This window comes from Streptomyces sp. NPDC027189 (assembly GCF_055566975.1).
On record NZ_JBVHRI010000016.1, the window covers coordinates 70,748 to 88,614 of the forward strand.

At 70.0% G+C, this 17,867-nt stretch carries 16 protein-coding genes; 6 read left to right on the forward strand and 10 right to left on the reverse strand.

Going from position 1 to position 17,867, the window contains the following annotated elements; translation table 11 throughout:
* Window positions 1–146 precede the first annotated feature (146 nt).
* Window positions 147–338 (reverse strand): hypothetical protein, encoded by a 192-nt coding sequence (locus ACZ4RZ_RS32080; protein WP_153286821.1) that lies wholly within the window; start codon window positions 336–338, stop codon window positions 147–149.
* Between the two features lie 177 nt (window positions 339–515).
* Here ACZ4RZ_RS32080 and ACZ4RZ_RS32085 point away from each other — a divergent pair, with 177 nt between their 5' ends.
* The gene (locus ACZ4RZ_RS32085) at window positions 516–1,649 is read left to right on the forward strand and encodes a glutathione-independent formaldehyde dehydrogenase (protein WP_467749906.1); all 1,134 of its coding nucleotides are present in this window, start codon (window positions 516–518) and stop codon (window positions 1,647–1,649) included.
* A 61-nt stretch (window positions 1,650–1,710) separates the two neighbouring features.
* Here the strand turns inward: ACZ4RZ_RS32085 and ACZ4RZ_RS32090 are convergent, their stop codons facing one another.
* Genes ACZ4RZ_RS32090 through ACZ4RZ_RS32100 form a run of 3 tightly spaced genes read right to left on the reverse strand, consistent with a single transcriptional unit; the run spans window position 1,711 to window position 4,183 of the window.
* Window positions 1,711–2,427 (reverse strand): TetR/AcrR family transcriptional regulator, encoded by a 717-nt coding sequence (locus ACZ4RZ_RS32090; RefSeq protein WP_467749908.1) that lies wholly within the window; start codon window positions 2,425–2,427, stop codon window positions 1,711–1,713.
* 56 nt (window positions 2,428–2,483) lie between these two features.
* Entirely contained in the window at window positions 2,484–3,392 is a 909-nt protein-coding gene (locus ACZ4RZ_RS32095; protein ID WP_467749910.1) for an SDR family NAD(P)-dependent oxidoreductase, read from the reverse strand.
* A gap of 32 nt (window positions 3,393–3,424) precedes the next feature.
* The gene (locus ACZ4RZ_RS32100) at window positions 3,425–4,183 is read right to left on the reverse strand and encodes an SDR family oxidoreductase (RefSeq protein WP_467749912.1); all 759 of its coding nucleotides are present in this window, start codon (window positions 4,181–4,183) and stop codon (window positions 3,425–3,427) included.
* A 165-nt stretch (window positions 4,184–4,348) separates the two neighbouring features.
* Between ACZ4RZ_RS32100 and ACZ4RZ_RS32105 the strand changes: the two genes are divergently transcribed.
* Window positions 4,349–4,744 carry a nitroreductase/quinone reductase family protein gene (locus ACZ4RZ_RS32105; RefSeq protein ID WP_467749914.1) on the forward strand — a complete coding sequence of 132 codons (396 nt, stop codon included), beginning with the start codon at window positions 4,349–4,351 and terminating at the stop codon, window positions 4,742–4,744.
* Between the two features lie 145 nt (window positions 4,745–4,889).
* Here ACZ4RZ_RS32105 and ACZ4RZ_RS32110 read toward each other — a convergent pair whose 3' ends face one another.
* The 6 genes from ACZ4RZ_RS32110 to ACZ4RZ_RS32135 all read right to left on the reverse strand — a co-directional run bounded on the left by ACZ4RZ_RS32110 (window position 4,890) and on the right by ACZ4RZ_RS32135 (window position 12,405).
* Window positions 4,890–6,344, reverse strand: coding sequence for an aldehyde dehydrogenase family protein (locus ACZ4RZ_RS32110; RefSeq protein WP_467749916.1), 1,455 nt, complete (start codon window positions 6,342–6,344; stop codon window positions 4,890–4,892).
* Window positions 6,341–8,071 carry an N-acyl-D-amino-acid deacylase family protein gene (locus ACZ4RZ_RS32115; protein ID WP_467749917.1) on the reverse strand — a complete coding sequence of 577 codons (1,731 nt, stop codon included), beginning with the start codon at window positions 8,069–8,071 and terminating at the stop codon, window positions 6,341–6,343. The genes ACZ4RZ_RS32110 and ACZ4RZ_RS32115 overlap by 4 nt, the downstream gene beginning before the upstream one ends.
* A 14-nt stretch (window positions 8,072–8,085) precedes the next feature.
* Entirely contained in the window at window positions 8,086–9,204 is a 1,119-nt protein-coding gene (locus ACZ4RZ_RS32120) for an LLM class flavin-dependent oxidoreductase (protein ID WP_467749919.1), read from the reverse strand.
* A gap of 132 nt (window positions 9,205–9,336) precedes the next feature.
* Complete coding sequence (locus ACZ4RZ_RS32125; RefSeq protein ID WP_467749921.1) at window positions 9,337–10,122, reverse strand: SDR family NAD(P)-dependent oxidoreductase; 786 nt, start codon at window positions 10,120–10,122, stop codon at window positions 9,337–9,339.
* A gap of 11 nt (window positions 10,123–10,133) precedes the next feature.
* The gene (locus ACZ4RZ_RS32130; RefSeq protein WP_467749923.1) at window positions 10,134–11,075 is read right to left on the reverse strand and encodes an LLM class F420-dependent oxidoreductase; all 942 of its coding nucleotides are present in this window, start codon (window positions 11,073–11,075) and stop codon (window positions 10,134–10,136) included.
* A gap of 103 nt (window positions 11,076–11,178) precedes the next feature.
* Window positions 11,179–12,405, reverse strand: coding sequence for an amidohydrolase family protein (locus ACZ4RZ_RS32135; RefSeq protein WP_467750130.1), 1,227 nt, complete (start codon window positions 12,403–12,405; stop codon window positions 11,179–11,181).
* A 222-nt stretch (window positions 12,406–12,627) separates the two neighbouring features.
* Between ACZ4RZ_RS32135 and afsR the strand changes: the two genes are divergently transcribed.
* The 4 genes from afsR (at window position 12,628) to ACZ4RZ_RS32155 (ending at window position 17,849) form a co-directional block, all read left to right on the forward strand.
* A complete protein-coding gene (gene afsR / locus ACZ4RZ_RS32140) occupies window positions 12,628–15,579 on the forward strand; it encodes an SARP-family global regulator AfsR (protein WP_467749925.1) in 2,952 nt (983 codons plus the stop codon).
* Window positions 15,580–15,793: 214 nt separating this feature from the next.
* Entirely contained in the window at window positions 15,794–15,967 is a 174-nt protein-coding gene (locus tag ACZ4RZ_RS32145; protein WP_369247326.1) for a hypothetical protein, read from the forward strand.
* A 183-nt stretch (window positions 15,968–16,150) separates the two neighbouring features.
* On the forward strand, window positions 16,151–16,315 hold the full coding sequence (locus ACZ4RZ_RS32150) for a hypothetical protein (protein WP_467749927.1): 165 nt from the start codon (window positions 16,151–16,153) through the stop codon (window positions 16,313–16,315).
* Between the two features lie 856 nt (window positions 16,316–17,171).
* The gene (locus ACZ4RZ_RS32155) at window positions 17,172–17,849 is read left to right on the forward strand and encodes a hypothetical protein (RefSeq protein ID WP_467749929.1); all 678 of its coding nucleotides are present in this window, start codon (window positions 17,172–17,174) and stop codon (window positions 17,847–17,849) included.
* The last annotated feature ends 18 nt before the right edge of the window (window positions 17,850–17,867 follow it).

Here is a 17,867-nt window from a genome sequence, read left to right on the forward strand (position 1 = left end):
TACGGGAGCCACGGGTGAGGGGGCCCCGGGCCGGCCGAGCGGCTGCGGAGGATGGGCGGCGGCTCAGGCTTCCAGCGTGCGCAGGCCCGGGCAGGGAGTGACAACGCACGGCGTCCGGTGCGGAGCCGTGGGTGGCGCAGGAGGTGTCAGCGGTCGGCGATGTCCTCGCGGAGGCCGTCGGAGAATTCCCACCACGACAAAGGAAGCCAGTCGCCGTTGATGAAGGCGTCGACAGTCGCGCCTCGACCGCGGACGGTCACGGTCGTCCCTGGCGGGTAGGTGGTGCCGGAGAGCCCTGGTACGGGGACAAGCAGGGTTCCCAGTCGCTGTGCTGACACGTCTCGTCCTCCCTCTCCATTGTTTTCTCGGTACGGCGGCAGTTGATTATTCATTCAGATATTACCGGGTTGTCCTATCGAGCAGGCCGGAGAATCATGAGAGATAGGTCACGCGGCAAAAAGCGGGGCGGGCGCGTGGCACATGGACACACGCGTCACCGAGCGGAGGTCGCGATCATGAAGGCCGTCGTTTACAAAGGACCGTTCACCGTTGCGGTCGAAGACGTTGAAAAGCCGAGCATCCAGCATCCGAACGATGTGATCGTACGGATCACCTCCACCGCCATATGCGGCTCCGATCTGCACATGTATGAGGGCCGCACCGCCGCTGAGCCCGGCATTGTCTTCGGACACGAGAACATGGGAATCATCGAGGAACTCGGCCAGGGCGTCACCGCGCTCAAGGAGGGCGACCGCGTCGTCATACCCTTCAACGTCGCCTGCGGGTTCTGCACCAACTGTGTCGAGGGATTCACCGGATTCTGCCAGACCGTCAATCCCGGTTTCGCGGGCGGAGCTTACGGATATGTCGCCATGGGGCCCTGGAAGGGCGGCCAGGCCGAATATCTGCGCGTTCCCTACGCCGACTTCAACTGCCTGAAACTGCCGCAGGGAAACGAGCACGAGAGCGATTTCATATTGCTCGCCGACATCTTCCCCACCGGCTACCACGGCTGCGAACTCGCCCAGGTCCGGCCCGGGGAGAGCGTCGCGGTGTACGGCGGTGGGCCCGTTGGTCTCATGGCCGCCTACTCGGCTCTGATCCGCGGCGCGAAGAAGGTGTTCGTCGTGGACCGGGTCCCCGAGCGGCTGCAGAAGGCCGAGGAGATAGGCGCGGTTCCGATCAACTTCGCCGAAGGCGACCCGATCGAGCAGATCAAGGAGCAGACCGAGGGCATCGGCACGGACAAGGGCGTTGACGCCGTCGGCTATCAGGCGATGGCGCGCGGCACGGACCAAGAGGAACCGGCGACCGTCCTGAACTCGCTCGTCGGCACGGTCCGAGCCACCGGAGCGCTCGGCGTGCCAGGCCTCTATGTCCCGTCCGACCCCGGAGGCCCGGACGATCAGGCCAAACACGGCATGCTCTCCGTCGCGGTCGGCAGGCTCTTCGAGAAGGGCCTGCGGATGGGCACCGGGCAGTGCAACGTGAAGCGCTACAACCGGTACCTGCGAGACATGATCATCGAGGGCAGGGCAAAGCCCAGCTTCGTCGTCTCCCACGAACTGCCCCTGGATCAGGCCCCGTCGGCCTACGACAAGTTCGACAAGCGGATCGAGGGCTACACAAAGGTGGTGCTGCACCCGTAGGTCCGGCACGTGTACATCCCCGGGTGCCGCAGGCGCACCCGGGGATCTCTCACCTCCGGCCCTACTCGGGCGGCGCGTTCGAGAGGCGGTCCAGCCACTCGGAGAGCAGGGCGCCCTCGGCCGGGGTGAAGGCCGGGTTCGGGGTCTGCCGGAGGAGGGCGCCCAGGCGGGTCGCGGTGGCGGGGACGCCGCTCTCGGCCGGGGTGGTCGGGGACGGCGTACGGGATTGCGTCACGTCCGGGGTGAAGACCACCGTGTGCACCGCGTCCCGTACCCGGCGGGAGACCGTGCGGTCGGTGAAGGTCGCCGGGCGGGAGACCAGCATCAGGGCGACGCCGACATTGGCGGACATGATGATCTGGGCGGCCAGCTCCGGGGCGAGGCGCACCTTGCCCTGTTCGGCGGCTCGGCGAAGGTCCGCGGTGAGAATCTCGTGGGACTCCAGGGCCGCGGCCGGCGGCGTACGCATGGCCGGGGAGTTCATGAGGCGGTAGAGGTTCGGGTTCTGGAGTGCGAACTCGGTGTGGGTGTCCCAGCCGTCGCGCAGATCCTGGACCGGGTCGGTACCGGGGCGGCGTTCGCGCTTGGTCGCCAGGTACTTCTCCCACCCGTGGTCGACGACCGCCGACAGCAGGCCCTCCTTGTCCCCGAAGTGGCGGTAGAGCGCCGGGGCGCCGACCCCGGCGGCCTCGCAGACCGCCCGGGTCGAGACGTCCCCGTTCGGGGACTCCGCGACCAGGGCGGCCGCCACTTCGAGAATGCGCGCTTTCGTACTCACGGGAGCGACGCTATCCGAGGTCGTACGGCTGGTCGTGCGCCTGGTCGCAAGGCTGGTCATACGGCCGTCTCGTGCGGGGCGAGGAGGTCCTCCAGGCCGATCCTCGTCAGGAACTCCGCCCGGATGCGGTCCGCGACCCGGCTGACCTCCTCGGAACCGTCGTTCGACGGGTCGACGTGGACCCGGAAGGGCCGCTTTCCGTGCGGAGTGCCGACGACCTCGACGATCGCGTCGGCCACCTGGGACACGTCCGCGTCAGCGGGCGCGAGGGCGGCCAGGCGCTGGGCGACCTGGTCCATGAGGCCCGCGTAGCGCTCCTCGTACGCCGGGATCACGGTCTGCTCGGAGGGGTGACCGCCCGTGGCGAAGTGGTTCGTGCCGGAGGTGAAGGCGCCCGGCACCACGATGGTCGTCTCGATGCCGAAGCGGGCCAGCTCGGCGGCGTACGACACGGCGAGCGCGTCCATCGCGGCCTTGGCGGCGAAGTACGGCGCGAGATACGGCGGGGTGCCGCCCCTGCTGGACGTGGAGCCGACCCACAGCACCAGCCCGTGCCCCTGTGCGCGCAGGTGCGGCAGCGCGGCCCGGTTGACGCGCTGGGTGCCGAGCACGTTGGTGTCGTACACCGCGGCCAGTTCCTCGGGGGTGAAGGCCTCGGTCGGGCCGGTCACCATGTGGCCCGCGTTGTGGACGACGACGTCCAGCGAGCCGGTCTGCGCCAGCACGGTGTCGACGGCGGCGTTCGCCGACTCCTGGGAGAGGACGTCCAGTTCGACCGTACGCAGATCCACTTGGTGCTCTGCGGCATACGCCTCGGCCTCCGTGACACGGCTCGCGTTGCGGCCCGCCGTGTCACGCATCGCCGCGTAGACCGTGTGTCCGGCGCGGGCGAGTGCGCGGGCGGACAGGGCGCCGAAGCCGGAACCAGCGCCGGTGATGAGGATCGTCTTGCCTGTGACGGACATGGTTGAACTCCAAGGGTGAAAGGTCGGAGGGATTACGCGATGCCGCCGTTGGCCCGGACCACCTGGCCGTTGACCCAGCGCCCGGCCGGTCCCGCCAGGAAGGCGACGACCCCGGCGATGTCCTCGGGGGTGCCGAGGCGCTCCAGCGGCGACTGGGCGGCCATCCGCGCGATGGTCTCCTCGTCCTTGCCGTCCAGGAACAGGGCGGTGGCGGTCGGCCCGGGGGCCACGGCGTTGACGGTGACGTCCCGGCCGCGCAGCTCGCGGGCCAGGATCAGCGTCATGGCCTCGACGGCGCCCTTCGTGGCGGCGTACGCGCTGTAGCCGGGGATGGCCAGCGCCAGCACGGAGCTGGAGAAGTTGATGATCGCGCCGCCCGCCCGCAGCCGGCGCGCGGCCTGCTGGTCGACGACGAACGTGCCGCGGATGTTGGTGCGGTGCATCCGGTCGAGGGCGTCGAGGTCGAGGTCGACGAGCGGTGCGAGGGTCATGACGCCCGCCGCGTGCACGAGGACGTCGACCCCGCCGTACGCGGACTCGGCCGCCTCGAAGAGGGCGGCCACCTCGGTCTCGTCGGCCACGTCGGCGCGGACGGCGATCGCCCGGCCGCCGGCCTCGGTGATCGCGGCGACGGCCTTGTCGGCCTCGGCCTCGTTGCCCGCGTAGTTCACGACGACGGCGTAACCGTCGGCGGCCAGTCGCTCGGCGGTTTCCCGGCCGATGCCGCGGGATCCGCCGGTGACGACGGCCACGCGGGGGGAGGTGCTCGACGGCTCGTACTGCTCGCTCATGGCGTTGCTCCTTGTCGCTGCTGGGGTAGCGATGATTCGCTCCCCGACAGAAGCAACGCTAACACCGATGCGGTAGCGACGCTACCCCCGGCCGTAACATCGCTACGCCCGCCCCACCGGCCCCGTGTAATTTCATTGGCGACGAACAGGAGAGGCGGCCCCCACATGACGCGCTACGCCGAGCTCAAGTACCGGATCGTCACGCCGTTCCAGCGGCGCGTCGGCAACCCGGTTCTGCGCCGTCTGCCGATTCAGACCGTGCTGGAGACCACGGGCCGGAAGTCCGGCCTGCCCCGCCGTACCCCGGTGGGCGGCCGTCGCGTCGGCGACTCCTTCTGGCTGGTCTCCGAGTACGGGGAGAGGTCCCAGTACGTGCGCAACATCCGCGCGGACGCGCGGGTTCGCGTCCGGATCAGGGGCCGCTGGCACAGCGGCACGGCCCACCTTCTCCCGGACGACGATCCCCGGGCCCGTCTGAAGACGCTGCCCCGGATGAACAGTGCGGCTGTCCGGGCGGTGGGGGGTCGGTTGCTGACGGTGCGGGTGGACTTGGAGGACTGAGTTTCTTCGCCCCCTCCGCCCCTGCCCATTCCCGTATCTGGGGGCTGCGCCCCCAGACCCCCCGCCAAACGATTGCGCAGTTCCCGCGCCCCTTTTCAGGGGCGCGGGGAACTGCGCGACCGGGGTCCGGGGCGGAGCCCCAGCCTCACCCAGGCCAGACGATCGCCTGCACCTCGCTGTACGCGTGCAACGCGTACGACCCCACGTCCCTGCCCACGCCGCTCTTCTTGAAGCCGCCGAAGGGGGCCTCCATGTTGCGGCCGACGGTGTTCACGCCCACGCCGCCGGCCCGGAGGCGACGGGCGACGCGGAAGGCCCGGGCGACGTCGCCGGACCAGACGTAGTCGATCAGGCCGTAGTCGCTGTCGTTCGCGAGGGCGACGGCCTCCTCCTCGTCCTCGAAGGGGACGACCACGACGACCGGGCCGAAGATCTCCTCACGGACCACCCGCATGTCGGGGGTGCAGTCGGCGAGCAGGGCAGGGGCGACGTAGAAGCCGCGTTCGAGAGCGGGGCGTTGGCCGCCCGTGACGACCCGCGCCCCTTCCTTCCGGCCCAGCTCGATGTACGACTCGACGCGGTCCCGGTGGGCGGAGGAGATGACGGGGCCGACCACCGTCCCCTGCTCCCGCGGATCGCCCACCTTCATGTACCCGGCGTACGCCGCGAGTTGCTCCACCAGGCGGTCGTGCACACCCCGCTGCACCAGTACCCGTGTCGGCGCCGTACAGATCTGCCCGCTGTAGAACGAGAACGTCGTGCCGATCCCCGACACCGCCGACTCCAGGTCGGCGTCGTCGAAGACGACCGCCGCGCCCTTGCCGCCCAGCTCCATCAGTTGCCGTTTCATCCCCCGGCCGCACACCTCGGCGATCCGCTGCCCGACGGCGGTGGACCCGGTGAAGCTCACCATGTCCACGTCGGCACAGTCCACCGCCGCCTCCCCCACCTCCGGGCGCGAGCCGCTCACCACGTTGACCACCCCCGGCGGCGCGCCCGCCGCCTCCAGCGCCTCCGCCATGCGGTACACGGACAGCGGGTCCTGCGGGGCCGGCTTCACCACCACCGTGTTGCCCATCGCCAGCGCGGGGGCGATCTTGCCGGCCGGGTTCGCCCAGGGGTTGTTGTACGAGGTGATGCAGGTGACGACGCCGACGGGCTGGCGTACGGCCAGCGCGCCCATCACGGCCGCCTTGCCGAACGGCCCGGCCTCGTTGATCTGCGGTGGCAGCGGCTGCTCGACGGGCTCGGCCTTCGCGTAGCGCCGGAAGCGGGCCACCCCGACGCCCACCTGCATTCCGCGCGCCGTCCCCGTCGTCGCGCCGCTCTCCGCCTGGGCGAGTTCGGCGTACGGGACGAAGTTGCGCTGGATGATGTCCGCCGCCCGGCCGAGGACGGCGGCGCGCTCTTCGGCGGGCGTGCGCGACCACGCCTCGAAGGCCTCGCGGGCCGCGGCCGCGGCCGCGTGCACCTGCTCCCGTGAGGCTTCCGGCGCCCGCCCGACGACGCCCTCGGTCGCCGGGTCGATCACCTCGTAGTACCCGTGGTCGGGCGCGACCCACGACCCGCCGATGAACAACCGCTGCTCGTCATCGCTCACTTGGTGCTCACCGTCCGCGTGTCCCGTCCGGAGCGCAGCACCTTCCCGGGCACCGCCCCCGTCACCACATCCCGCCGTATCGCCTCGACCCCGTTGACCCACACGGCGCTCACCCCGATCGCCTTCGAGTCGAGACGCGGACTGTCTCCCGGCAGGTCGTGCACCAAGGTGGCCTTCCCGGCGTCGATCCGTTCCGGGTCGAAGAGCACGAGGTCCGCATGCCACCCCACCTCGATACGTCCGCGCTCGCGCAGCCCGAACAGCCGCGCCGGATCGTCCGTGAGCATCTGCACGGCCCGCTCCAGCGTCACCAGCTTGCGTCCGCGCAGGCAGTCGCCGATGAAACGGGTGGTGTACGGGGCTCCGCACATGCGGTCCAGATGGGCGCCCGCGTCGGAGCCGCCGAGCATGACGTCCTGGTGCTGCCAGGTCTCGGCGCGCAGCGCCCATGAGTCGGGGTCGTTGTCGGTGGGCATGGGCCACAGGACCGTACGCAGGTCGTCCTTCGCGCAGATCTCCACCAGGCACTCGAACGGCTCCTGGCCGCGCTCGGCCGCGATGTCGTTCACGACCCGGCCGGTCAGGCCTTCGTTCGCCGCGCTGTACGTGTCCCCGATGACGTACCGCCCGAAGTTGGCGAGCCGCCGGAAGACGCCCGCCTCCTTGGAGTCCGCGCGCCGCAGCATCTCGGCCCGCACGTCCGGATCGCGCAACCGAGCGATCCGCTCGGGCACGGGCAGTCCCAGGATCGGCCCCCAGCCGGGGATCAGGTTCAGCGCGCAGAAGGTGCCGAGCGACATGTTCATCGGCGTGAGGATCGGCATGGTGAGCGCGACGACGCGGCCGCCGGCCTTGCGGGCGCGCTCGCTGGCCTCCAGCTGCCGGGGAACGCGCTCGGGGACGGCGGCGTCGATGGTCAGGACGTTCCAGTTGAGCGGGCGGCCCGCCGCCGTGCTCATCTCCACGAACAGATCGATCTCGGCGTCGCTGAACTGGTCGAGACAGCCGGCCACGATCGCCTCGATCTGGGTGCCCTCGTGCTCCCCCACCGCCTTCGACAGAGCCAGCAGCTCGGCGGGTTTCGCGTGCCGGGAGGCGACCGGCTTCCCGGCACCGTCGGAGTGCGTGGAGGACTGGGTGGTGGACAGGCCCCACGCTCCGGCGTCCATCGCCTGGTGGAAGAGGGCGAGCATCTGCGACAACTGCTCCTCGGTGGGCTGCCCGCCCACCGCGTCCGGCCCCATCACATACCGCCGCAGCGCGCAGTGCCCCACCATGAAGCCCGCGTTGACGGCGATCCGCCCCTCCAGGGCGTCCAGGTACTCCCCGAAGGTGTGCCAGTTCCAGGGCGCACCCTCCTCAAGCGCGACCAGGGACATGCCCTCGACCTTGGACATCATGCGACGCGTGTAGTCGGCGTCCTCGGGTCGCGCGGCGTTGAGCGGGGCGAGGGTGAAGCCGCAGTTGCCGCCCGCGACCGTGGTGACCCCGTGGTTCAGGGACGGGGTCGCGTACGGGTCCCAGAAGAGCTGGGCGTCGTAGTGCGTGTGCGGGTCGACGAAGCCGGGGGCGAGGACGAGCCCGGCGGCGTCCTCGCTGCTACGGGACGGCTCGGTCACCGTACCGATCACGGCGATACGGCCGTCGCGTATCCCCACGTCCGCGGTGTACGCGGGCGCGCCCGTCCCGTCCACGACGGTCGCGCCCTTGATCAGGTGGTCGAGCATCGCGGCGGAACCCCCTAAGCAGCCTGACGGAACCGGGTGGTCCGATGCACCGGATCCGTGTCGATCTTCGGAATCACGTGCTCGCCGATCAGCCTGATCGTCTGCAGCGTGTACTCGGGCGGGACTCCGACCGGCAGTCCGAAGGAGAGCTGGTCGGCACCCGCCTGCTCCCAGCGCTTGCACTGGGTGAGCACCTCGTCAGGGTCGCCGCAGATCAACAGCTCCTCCTCGATGAGGAGTTCGACGAACTCCTCGTTGTACTCGGGGAGCGTCTCGGGCCAGACAGGGAAGCCCTCGGGGCGCGGGAAGGTGTCGTGGTAACGGAAGACGAGGGAGGGCAGGTAGTGCAGCCCGCCGCCGACCGCGATCCGGATGGCCTCCTCGTGCGTCGGCGCGCAGATCGCGGTCGTCGTCACCATCACGTTGTCGTTGACGAAGTCCCCGATCGGCTCGGCGTTCACGACCGCCGTCTTGTACTGCTCGAGGACCCACTCCATGTCGGAGACCTTCTGCACGCTGAAGCCGAGCACCCCGAGGCCCTTGCGGGCGGCCATGGCGTACGAGGGCGGCGACCCGGCGGCGTACCACATGGCCGGGTGCGATTTGCCGTACGGCTTGGGCAGCACCTTGCGCGGCGGGAGCTGCCAGTGCTTGCCCTTGAACCCGGCGTACTCCTCCTGGAGCCACATCTTCGGGAACTCGGCGATGGTCTCTTCCCAGATCTCCTTGGTGTAGTTCATGTCGGTGATGCCGGGGAGGAAGCCGAGGATCTCGTGCGAGCCGGCGCCGCGGCCGCTGCCGAACTCGAAGCGGTTCTCGGAGAGATGGTCGAGCATGGCGACCTTCTCGGCGACCTTCACCGGGTGGTTGACCTGGGCGAGCGGGTTGAAGATCCCGGAGCCGAGGTGGATGCGGTCCGTCGCGTGCGCCAGATAGCCGAGGTAGACGTCGTTCGCCGAGAGGTGCGAGTACTCCTCCAGGAAGTGGTGCTCCGACGCCCAGGCGTACTTGAAGCCGGACTTGTCCGCCTGGATGACGTACTCGGTCTCCTCCATCAGCGCCTTGTGCTCCGCGAGCGGATCGGTCTCGGCCCGCTTGCCCACGTATCCCTGTACAAAGAGCCCGAATTCCAAGGAGGTTCACCGTCCCCAAGTTAGGATCAGCCTAATCTGACGTACCGTCAGATTTATCTGCCGCCGACTGTTGCACCGCGCCCATGCACCGTCAATAGCTGACGCCATGTCAGCTGGTGACTCGATGCGCGATCAGAGAACACTCACGCCCGCCAGCCACCCTCCGTCGATCACGAACGGCTGTCCGGTGATGTACGAGGAGTCCGCGCCGGTCAGGAAGAGGGCGAGGCGGGCCACCTCCTCCGGCCGGCCGATCCGGCCGAGCGGCACGAGCTTGCGGTACAGCTCGTCGAGCGCCTGAGAGGCCGCCGCACTGTCGGCGGGGTCGGCGTCCGGGTCGAGCTGGGCGGGGTTGCTCATGGCGGTGTCGATGGCACCCGGACAGACGGCGTTGACCCGGATCTTCTTGGCGGCGAGCTCCAGGGCGGCGACCCGGGTCAGCCCGACGATGGCGTGCTTGGTCGCGGAGTACGCCCCCACCCACGCCATTCCGGTGAGCCCCGCGTACGAGGCGGTATTCACGATGGTCCCGCCGCCTGCCGCCGCGATCTCGGGGGCGACGGTCTTGATCCCGAGGAACACCCCGACCTGGTTGACCTGCACGATCTGCTGGAACTCGTCGAGAGGCGTGTCGACCAGCTCGTTGAAGCGGAGGATGCCGGCGTTGTTGACGAGGCCGTCGATGCGCCCGTACGCCGCCTTCGCGGCCGCCGTCGCCGCGCGCCAGTCGGCCTCCTGGCTCACGTCGAGGTGCACGTAGCGCGCGCCGATCTCCTTGGCCAGGGTCTCCCCCTGATCGTCGAGCACGTCGGCCACGACGACCTGCGCGCCCTCCTCGACGAACAGCCGCGCCTCCTGCTCGCCCTGCCCGCGCGCCGCACCGGTGATGAGGACGACGCGTCCGTCCAGCTTGCCCATGCCCTGACTCCCTAGTTGAGGTGGGGCGCGACATCCGCGCCGAACGCCGCTATCTGGTCGATGAGTTCGCCGCGGCTCCTGCTGCGGAACCGCACCTGTATCTGGTGCACGCCCATCGCGCGGTACGCCCGCAGCGACTCGGCGAGCGCCTCGGGCGCCCCGTGCAGCGTGCGCCGCCCGACGTCCCAGCCGGGCTCACCGACATAGAGGGGCTCGGTGATCGCACCGACGACGACGGGCTCGGTGATCCCCGCGTCGTCCCTGATCCAGCGCAGTTTGGCGATCTGCTCCGGCAGCCGGTCGCGCGGATCCCCCTGCGGCAGCCAGCCGTCTCCCCGGAGCGCGGCCCGGCGTACGGCGGCGGGCGAGGACCCGCCGACCCACACGGGCACCCGCTCCTGCGCGGGCCGCGGCCGCTGTCCGAGCCCCTCGAAGTCGTACAGCTTCCCGTGGTGAACGGGGAATTCGTCCACTCCGAGCGCGGCGCGCAGCGCGTCGATGGACTCGTCGAGGACCGCGCCGCGCCGCCCGAAGTCGGCCCCGACCGCCTCGAACTCCTCCGGTACGTGTCCGGCGCCGACCCCGAGGATCAGGCGGCCCCCGCTCAGGTGGTCGAGGGTCGCGTACTGCTTCGCGGTCACGAGCGGATGCCGCAGCCCGACGATCGCGACATGACTGAGCAGTCGTACGCGCTCGGTCACGCCCGCCAGGTAGGCGAGGGTGGCGACGGGGTCGTACCAGATGGTGCTCATCGCGGGAGCCAGGCGTCGCGGGATGGCGACGTGGTCGCAGCTCGCGAGGTACGCGAAGCCGGAGCGGTCGGCGGCGCGGGCGATCTCGACGAGGTCCTCGGGCCCGGCGCCCGCCTCCCACGCCTCCGCGTAGATGGTGCTCTGCGACTGGATCGGGAGCTGCATCCCGTACGCCAGTCGCCCTTCGGGCAGCACATGCATGGGCGCGCACCTCTTATCTGACGGTCCGTCATCTCATCGCGCTGCCCGCCATGGTCGTAGCTGACGGACCGTCAGACAAGGGGTTGGACGGTGGGACCGGTATTCAGGGCGCCCAGAGGCCGTCGCCCGTGAGCCCCAGCAGATCGATCGCGTTGCGCCGCACGATCCGGTCGACCACGTCCGCGTCGAGGTGTCCCATCTGGGCCTCGCCGACCTCCCTGGACTTGGGCCAGGTGGAGTCGGAGTGCGGGTAGTCGGTCTCGTAGAGGACGTTGGCGACCCCGATGGCGTCGAGGTTCTTCAGTCCGAAGGCGTCGTCGAAGAAGCAGCCGTAGACGTGCTCGGCGAAGAGTTCGGACGGCGGACGGTGGACCTTGTCGGCCACGCCGCCCCAGCCGCGGTTCTCCTCCCACACCACGTCGGCGCGTTCGAGGATGTACGGGATCCACCCGATCTGCCCCTCCGCGTACATCACCTTCAGGTTCGAAAAGCGCTCGAACTTGCCGCTCATCAGCCAGTCGACCATCGAGAAACAGCAGTTGGCGAAGGTGATGGTGGAGCCGACGGCGGGCGGGGCGTCGGCGGAGGTCGACGGCATGCGGCTGGACGAGCCGATGTGCATGGCGATGACGGTGCCGGTCTCGTCGCAGGCGGCGAGGAAGGGGTCCCACTCGTCGGTGTGGACGGACGGAAGCCCCAGATGCGGCGGAATCTCGGAAAAGGCCACGGCACGTACGCCACGGGCGGCATTGCGCCGTACTTCTTCCGCCGCAAGTTCGGCGTCCCAGAGCGGAATGAGGGTGAGCGGAATGAGACGCCCCCGGGCAGCCGGCCCGCACCACTCCTCCACCATCCAGTCGTTGTAGGCCTTCACCCCGAGAAGGCCCAGCTCACGGTCCTTGGCCTCGGTGAACGTCTGGCCGCAGAAGCGCGGGAAGGTGGGGAAGCAGAGGGCGGACTGGACGTGGTTGACGTCCATGTCGGCCAGACGCTGGGGGACGTCGTACGACCCCGGCCGCATCTGCTCGTACGTGATGACTTCGAGGCGTATCTCGTCCCTGTCGTATCCGACGGCGGTGTCGAGGCGGGTGAGCGGCCGGTGGAGGTCCTCGTACACCCACCAGTCGCCGATGGGGCCGTCGTCGCCCGGGCTGCCCATGACGGGTGCGAACTTCCCGCCCAGGAAGGTCATTTCCTTCAGGGGTGCGCGGACGATGCGGGGCCCGGTGTCCTGGTACTTCGCGGGCAGCCGGTCGCGCCAGACGTCGGGGGGCTCCACCGTGTGGTCGTCCACCGAGATGATCTTCGGGAAGGTCCGGGATGTCTCCATGGTCTCCATGAGGTTCACGGTAGCGCTGATCTGACGGTCCGTCAGCTAGCCTGCGGGCACCTCCGGGTTGAGTGAATCCGCGCCAACGTGTGGGGAGACGTTGTGAGGGCCTTGTGGTGTACCGTGCGGCGCCCTGTGATCGAGGTCTCCCACGGCTGACGCATCCGCCATGAACAAGGCAAACTGGCGTCGTTGTACTGACGGTTCGGCAGGGGGACAGCGATGGACGGTGTGCCGCGAGTACCGGAGCAGCGGCGTCCCGAGGAATCGGCGGCGTTGCGCTTCAGCGTGCTCGGACCGGTGCGCGCCTGGCGCGAGGACGAGCCCCTGCCGGCGGGGTCACCGCAACAGCGCGCCCTGCTCGCCGCGCTGCTGCTCCGCGAGGGCCGCACGGCGACGGCTTCCGAGCTCATCGACGCCCTGTGGGGCGACGAGCCCCCGTCCCAGGCACTGGCCGCCGTACGCACCTACGCGTCCCGGCTCAGGAAGGCGCTGGGCCCCGAGGTCCTGGTCAGCGAGTCGGGCGGTTACGCGATCCGGTCACTCGGGGAAGGCGCGCTGGACCTGGCCCGGGCCCAGGAGCTGGCGGCGGATGCCGAGAAGGCGCGTAGCGCCGGAGACCTCTGCCGGGCCCGCGAGCTGCTTCGGGACGCGCTCGGCCAGTGGGACGGGGAGCCGTTGGCGAGCGTGCCCGGACCCTACGCGGAGACGCAGCGGGCACGCCTGGAGGAGTGGCGGCTGCAACTGCTGGAGTCCCGACTGGACATGGACCTGGAGCAGGGCTGCCACGCGAAGGCGGTCTCCGAGCTGACCGCCCTGACCGCGGCGCACCCCCTGCGGGAGCGGCTCCGCGAGCTGCTGATGCTGGCGCTGTATCGCTCCGGCCGCCAGGCGGAGGCGCTGGCCGTCTACGCGGACACACGGCGCCTGCTGGCCGACGAGCTGGGAGTGGACCCGCGGGCGGGCCTGAAGGAACTCCAGCAGCGCATCCTCCAGGCGGACCCCGGCCTGGCGGAACCCTCCGCGCCGCCGGCCGAGCCCGCGGCCGCACCCGTCCGCCCTGCCCAACTCCCCGCCACCGTCACGGACTTCACGGGCCGCACCTCCTTCGTCCAGGAACTGAGCGACGTCCTGGCCTCCGCCTCCTCCGCCGAGGGCCGGGTGATGGCGGTCTCGGCGCTGGCGGGGATCGGCGGCGTGGGCAAGACGACCCTCGCGGTACATGTGGCGCACCGGGCGCGCGGTGCCTTCCCGGACGGGCAGCTGTACGTGGACCTGCAGGGCGCGGGGGCACGGGCGGCGGAGCCGGAGACGGTGCTGGGGGCCTTCCTCCGGGCCCTGGGCACGGCGGACTCGGCGATCCCGGACTCCCTGGAGGAGCGCTCGGCCCTGTACCGCTCGGTCCTGGACGGCCGCCGGGTGCTGGTACTGCTGGACAACGCCCGGGATGCCGCACAGGTGCGTCCGCTGCTCCCCGGCACCGAGGGCTGCGCGGCGCTGGTGACATCGCGGGTGCGCATGGTGGACCTGGCCGGGGCCCACCTGGTGGACCTGGACGTGATGTCCCCCGAGGAGGCATTGCAGCTCTTCACGAAGATCGTCGGCGAGGAGCGGGTCGCCTCCGAACGGGAGGCCGCGCTGGACGTGGTGGCGGCGTGCGGCTTCCTGCCCCTGGCGATCCGCATCGCGGCATCCCGCCTGGCCGCCCGCCGCACCTGGACCGTCTCGGTCCTGGCGGCGAAGCTCGCCGACGAGCGCCGCCGCCTGGACGAGCTCCAGGCGGGCGACCTGGCCGTCAAGGCCACCTTCGAACTCGGCTACGGCCAGCTGGAGCAGGCCCAGGCCCGGGCATTCCGCCTGCTGGGCCTGGCGGACGGGCCCGACATCTCCCTGGCCGCCGCGGCCGCGGTCTTGGATCTGCCGGTCGAGGCCACGGAGGACCTGCTGGAGTCCCTCGTCGACACCTCCCTGCTGGAGTCCGCGGCGCCCGGCCGCTACCGCTATCACGACCTGGTACGGCTCTACGCGCGTGCGTGCGCGGAGCGGGACGAGCAGCCGCCGAGCGAGCGGGATGCGGCCATGTCGCGGTTGCTGGACTTTTATTTGGCGACCACTGCTGGGGTCTATGAGATCGACCGCCCCGGAGACCGGCTGGTGGATCACCTCGAGGCCACGGAGTATCCGGGCCTGGTGTTCGAGGATCGGCACCAGGCTCAGGACTGGCTGTATGCCGAGGCGGTCTGCACGTTGGCCTGCGTACGTCAGTCAATGAGCCCGCAGACCTTGGCACGCGCCGTCGATCTCCTGTGGGCAGCCTGTGATCTGGCCGAATCAGGGGCGAACTCCAAGGAGTACGAGGCCATCGCCGAAGCCGCGCGCACCGCAGCCCGGAAGGTCGCGGCCCCGCGGGCCGAGGCCCGGGCTCTCACGACCCTCTCCTTCGTACACCACATCACCGGACGCTTCGACTCGGCCGACCAGGCAGCCACGCGCGCCCTGGAACTGGCCCTCGCCACCGGCGATCCCCTGACCAGCTGCTGGTCGTCCAACATCCTCGGCGTGATCGCGCTGTACCAGAACCGGCACGAGGACGGAGAGGCGCACCTGACCCGAGCCATCGAGAACTTCCGCGCCTGCGAGGACCGTCCGGGCGAGGCGAGCGCTCTGTGCAATCTGTCCCGCATCCACCTCGCCGCCGGACGCACCGCGAGCGCTGTGGCTCTGGCCCAGCAGGGGACGGCCATGTACGACGACATGGGCCACGCGCTGAAGGGAGCCAACGGCCGGTACGCCCTGGGGCTCGCGCTCACGCAGAGCGGACAGCTCTCCCAGGCTGTCGACCGCCTGCAGGAAGCCCTCGAGGTGTTCCGAGACAGCCGCCAACGGCTCTGGGAAGGCATGACCCTGTTCCGTCTCGCCGAGGTCGACCTCACCTCCCGGCGTCCCGCACAGGCTGCCGCGAACGCCGAGTTGGCGCTGACCGTTCTCCGTGGGATCGGCGGCGACTGGCGACGCGGCAACGTTCTCACTGTGCTCGGTCGGGCCCTGAGCGGAATCGGGCAGATTGGTCGTGCGCAGGTCTGCTGGCGGGAAGCCCTGGACATCTTCGAGGCTTTGGGCGCATCGGAGGCCGCTGAGGTGCGAACTCTCCTCAAGCCACTCGCCGTCGCCTGAGCGCGCGCCTGCACGTTCATCGTTCGTTTATCGCCGCCAGGCACTCTCAACCTGTCGATCCGTCGCGTCGGGGGGCAGACGAGATGACAAACGGCCGCACCTTAAGGTGAATCGGCCCAGAAGTGCCCGTCCGGCGACCCTCGGGGGAGTTGCCGGGCGGGCCCTTTCCGACTACCGCAACCGCATCGATGAAGAACTGCCAGGGGAGCCAGTCATGAGCGACACCAACAGCACCGACAACGTCCACGCCACCGACGAGCCGACGGCCACCACGGACAACGTGCACGCCACCACCGAGCCGCTCACCGGCAAGAACCCGATCGCCCCGGGCGAAGAGACCGGCGACGCGTCCACGGACAACGTCCACGCCACGGACGAGCCTGCCTAGGACCCACACCACACGGGGATCGGCCGCGACGGCGCGGAGGGGGAGCCGTCGCGGCCGATGTGCGTCCTGTGCAGGGTTCAGGTCAATCAATGGCGGGAACCATTCGAACCTATCGAACAATTGCCCCCCCCTGACGCTAGCGTCACTCGGTGTCCCGAAGCCCTCTCTCCAACAGGAGTTGGCATGACTCGCACCAAGAAGGCTCTCGTCACTGTCGCCATCGCCGTGGCTGCAGCGGGCGGAGCCTCAGTCCCCGCGTTCGCCAACACCCACGTCACGGTCACGCCGGACAACACGCACGTCACGGTCACGCCGGACAACACCCATGTCACTGGCGCCACGGAGTAGCGCTGCACGAGCTGATCAGTTCATCCCTCGAGGAGGGCCGGGCCACGCCCGGCCCTCCTCGCCGTATCCGGCGTGAGCGCTTCCGCCAGCTCGCACCAGACCGTCTCGCCCGCCGGCTCCTGCTCCACTCCCCACCGCAACGCCACCGCATCGAGCTGAACATCCGCGCAGGGCTCCTCCAGGTGCTGGCGCAGGGGTTCGGGATCCCAAATGCGAACTGTGGAACTGTGCGGGGCAGTTGGGGAATGGGCGGGAAGCCGTGGCGCGACGCAAGGACATCGACGGCTCGGAGAGCGTCCCGACCGTCTACGGCAAAGAGTTGCGATGGACGCGGCGGCCATCGTGACGGCGCCCCCGCACTCCTGTTCCCGACCTCCGCCTGGAACGCCTTCCTGACAGCCCTGAGCAGAGTTGGGAAGGGAGTAATTGGCAGATCCGTTCCACGTTCCTGACGCAACAGCCCAGCTGCACACGCCCACTCGTGGGACGTATCTGCCAATTACTGTGCCTAGTGCGGGTCTCAGCTGGTTATCCATAGGGCCAAGGGGCGTGCCCGCTGCCTCTGGGAAAGTGTGCCCGTGGAGCGCACGGAGTTGACGACGCTCGTGGACGGGGGCGTGTTGCTCATCTCGCGGGCTCTGGCAGCCGGGTGGCCGCGGGCCTCCCTCTTTCCACGGCTGGGCGCGGAGGGATGGACGCGGGTCCAGACGGGCGCCTGGGTGCAGCCGGGGCGGGAAGTGGACGTCGTCATACGTCTCAGGGCCACACAGCTCCTCAAACCTCAGCTCGTCGTGAGTCACCGTTCGGCGGCCGTCCTCTGGCGGATCGAGACGCTCAGCCGGGCCACAGAGACCCCGTGGAGTTCACCGACCCACAGCTCTGCTCCCGCCGTGAGGGGAAGGGCGTACGCGTGCATCGCATCCCCCTCGTGACCGCCGACGTGGCGGAGCGGAACGGCCTGTGGGTCACCGCCGTCGACCGCACGCTCGCCGACCTGCTGCGGGCCGGGCCGAGGGACGAGGCCCTCGTCGCCGTCGCCTCGGCCCTGTCCTGGCGTACGGTCGGCCGGGTGCGCCGCGCTCCCCTCACCACCGTCAGCGCACTCACCGCCGCGCTGGACACCTCCCTCCAGGGCACGTCCAGGGCCCGCAGACGGCTGCAGCTGGCCGACCCGGGCTCCGGGTCACCCGCCGAGACGATCGCCCGCTTGCGGATGCGCGACGCTGGCCTGCGCCCCGAGTCCCAGGCCGAGCTGCGTACGCCCGACGGCCGCCACCGCTTCCTGGACTTCCTGTTCCGGGCCGAGGGCCTGGGGGTGGAGATCGAGGGCTACGCCTACCACGGCACCCGGGATTCCCACCGCCGTGACGTGTACCGCTTCAACCAGATCCTCCGGTGCTCGGAAGTCCGTGCGCTCCTGCGCTACACCGCCGAGGACGTCTTCCACCGCCCTGCACGGATGATCCAGGAGATCCGTGCGGCCCTGGTTGCCGCCGCGACCGGCCCGCCTGCAGGCAGCCTCGCCGAGCCCTGAGCCGCACCCTCATCCGTC

Excerpts from the sequence above, each read along its gene's own strand:
- ACZ4RZ_RS32085 (WP_467749906.1), top strand. The coding sequence starts at position 516 with ATGAAGGCCGTCGTTTACAAAGGACCGTTCACCGTTGCGGTCGAAGAC.
- ACZ4RZ_RS32095 (WP_467749910.1), bottom strand. The coding sequence starts at position 3,392 with ATGTCCGTCACAGGCAAGACGATCCTCATCACCGGCGCTGGTTCCGGC.
- ACZ4RZ_RS32100 (WP_467749912.1), bottom strand. The coding sequence starts at position 4,183 with ATGAGCGAGCAGTACGAGCCGTCGAGCACCTCCCCCCGCGTGGCCGTC.
- ACZ4RZ_RS32105 (WP_467749914.1), top strand. The coding sequence starts at position 4,349 with ATGACGCGCTACGCCGAGCTCAAGTACCGGATCGTCACGCCGTTCCAG.
- ACZ4RZ_RS32115 (WP_467749917.1), bottom strand. The coding sequence starts at position 8,071 with ATGCTCGACCACCTGATCAAGGGCGCGACCGTCGTGGACGGGACGGGC.
- ACZ4RZ_RS32125 (WP_467749921.1), bottom strand. The coding sequence starts at position 10,122 with ATGGGCAAGCTGGACGGACGCGTCGTCCTCATCACCGGTGCGGCGCGC.
- ACZ4RZ_RS32130 (WP_467749923.1), bottom strand. The coding sequence starts at position 11,075 with ATGCATGTGCTGCCCGAAGGGCGACTGGCGTACGGGATGCAGCTCCCG.
- ACZ4RZ_RS32135 (WP_467750130.1), bottom strand. The coding sequence starts at position 12,405 with ATGGAGACATCCCGGACCTTCCCGAAGATCATCTCGGTGGACGACCAC.
- afsR (WP_467749925.1), top strand. The coding sequence starts at position 12,628 with ATGGACGGTGTGCCGCGAGTACCGGAGCAGCGGCGTCCCGAGGAATCG.
- ACZ4RZ_RS32145 (WP_369247326.1), top strand. The coding sequence starts at position 15,794 with ATGAGCGACACCAACAGCACCGACAACGTCCACGCCACCGACGAGCCG.
- ACZ4RZ_RS32150 (WP_467749927.1), top strand. The coding sequence starts at position 16,151 with ATGACTCGCACCAAGAAGGCTCTCGTCACTGTCGCCATCGCCGTGGCT.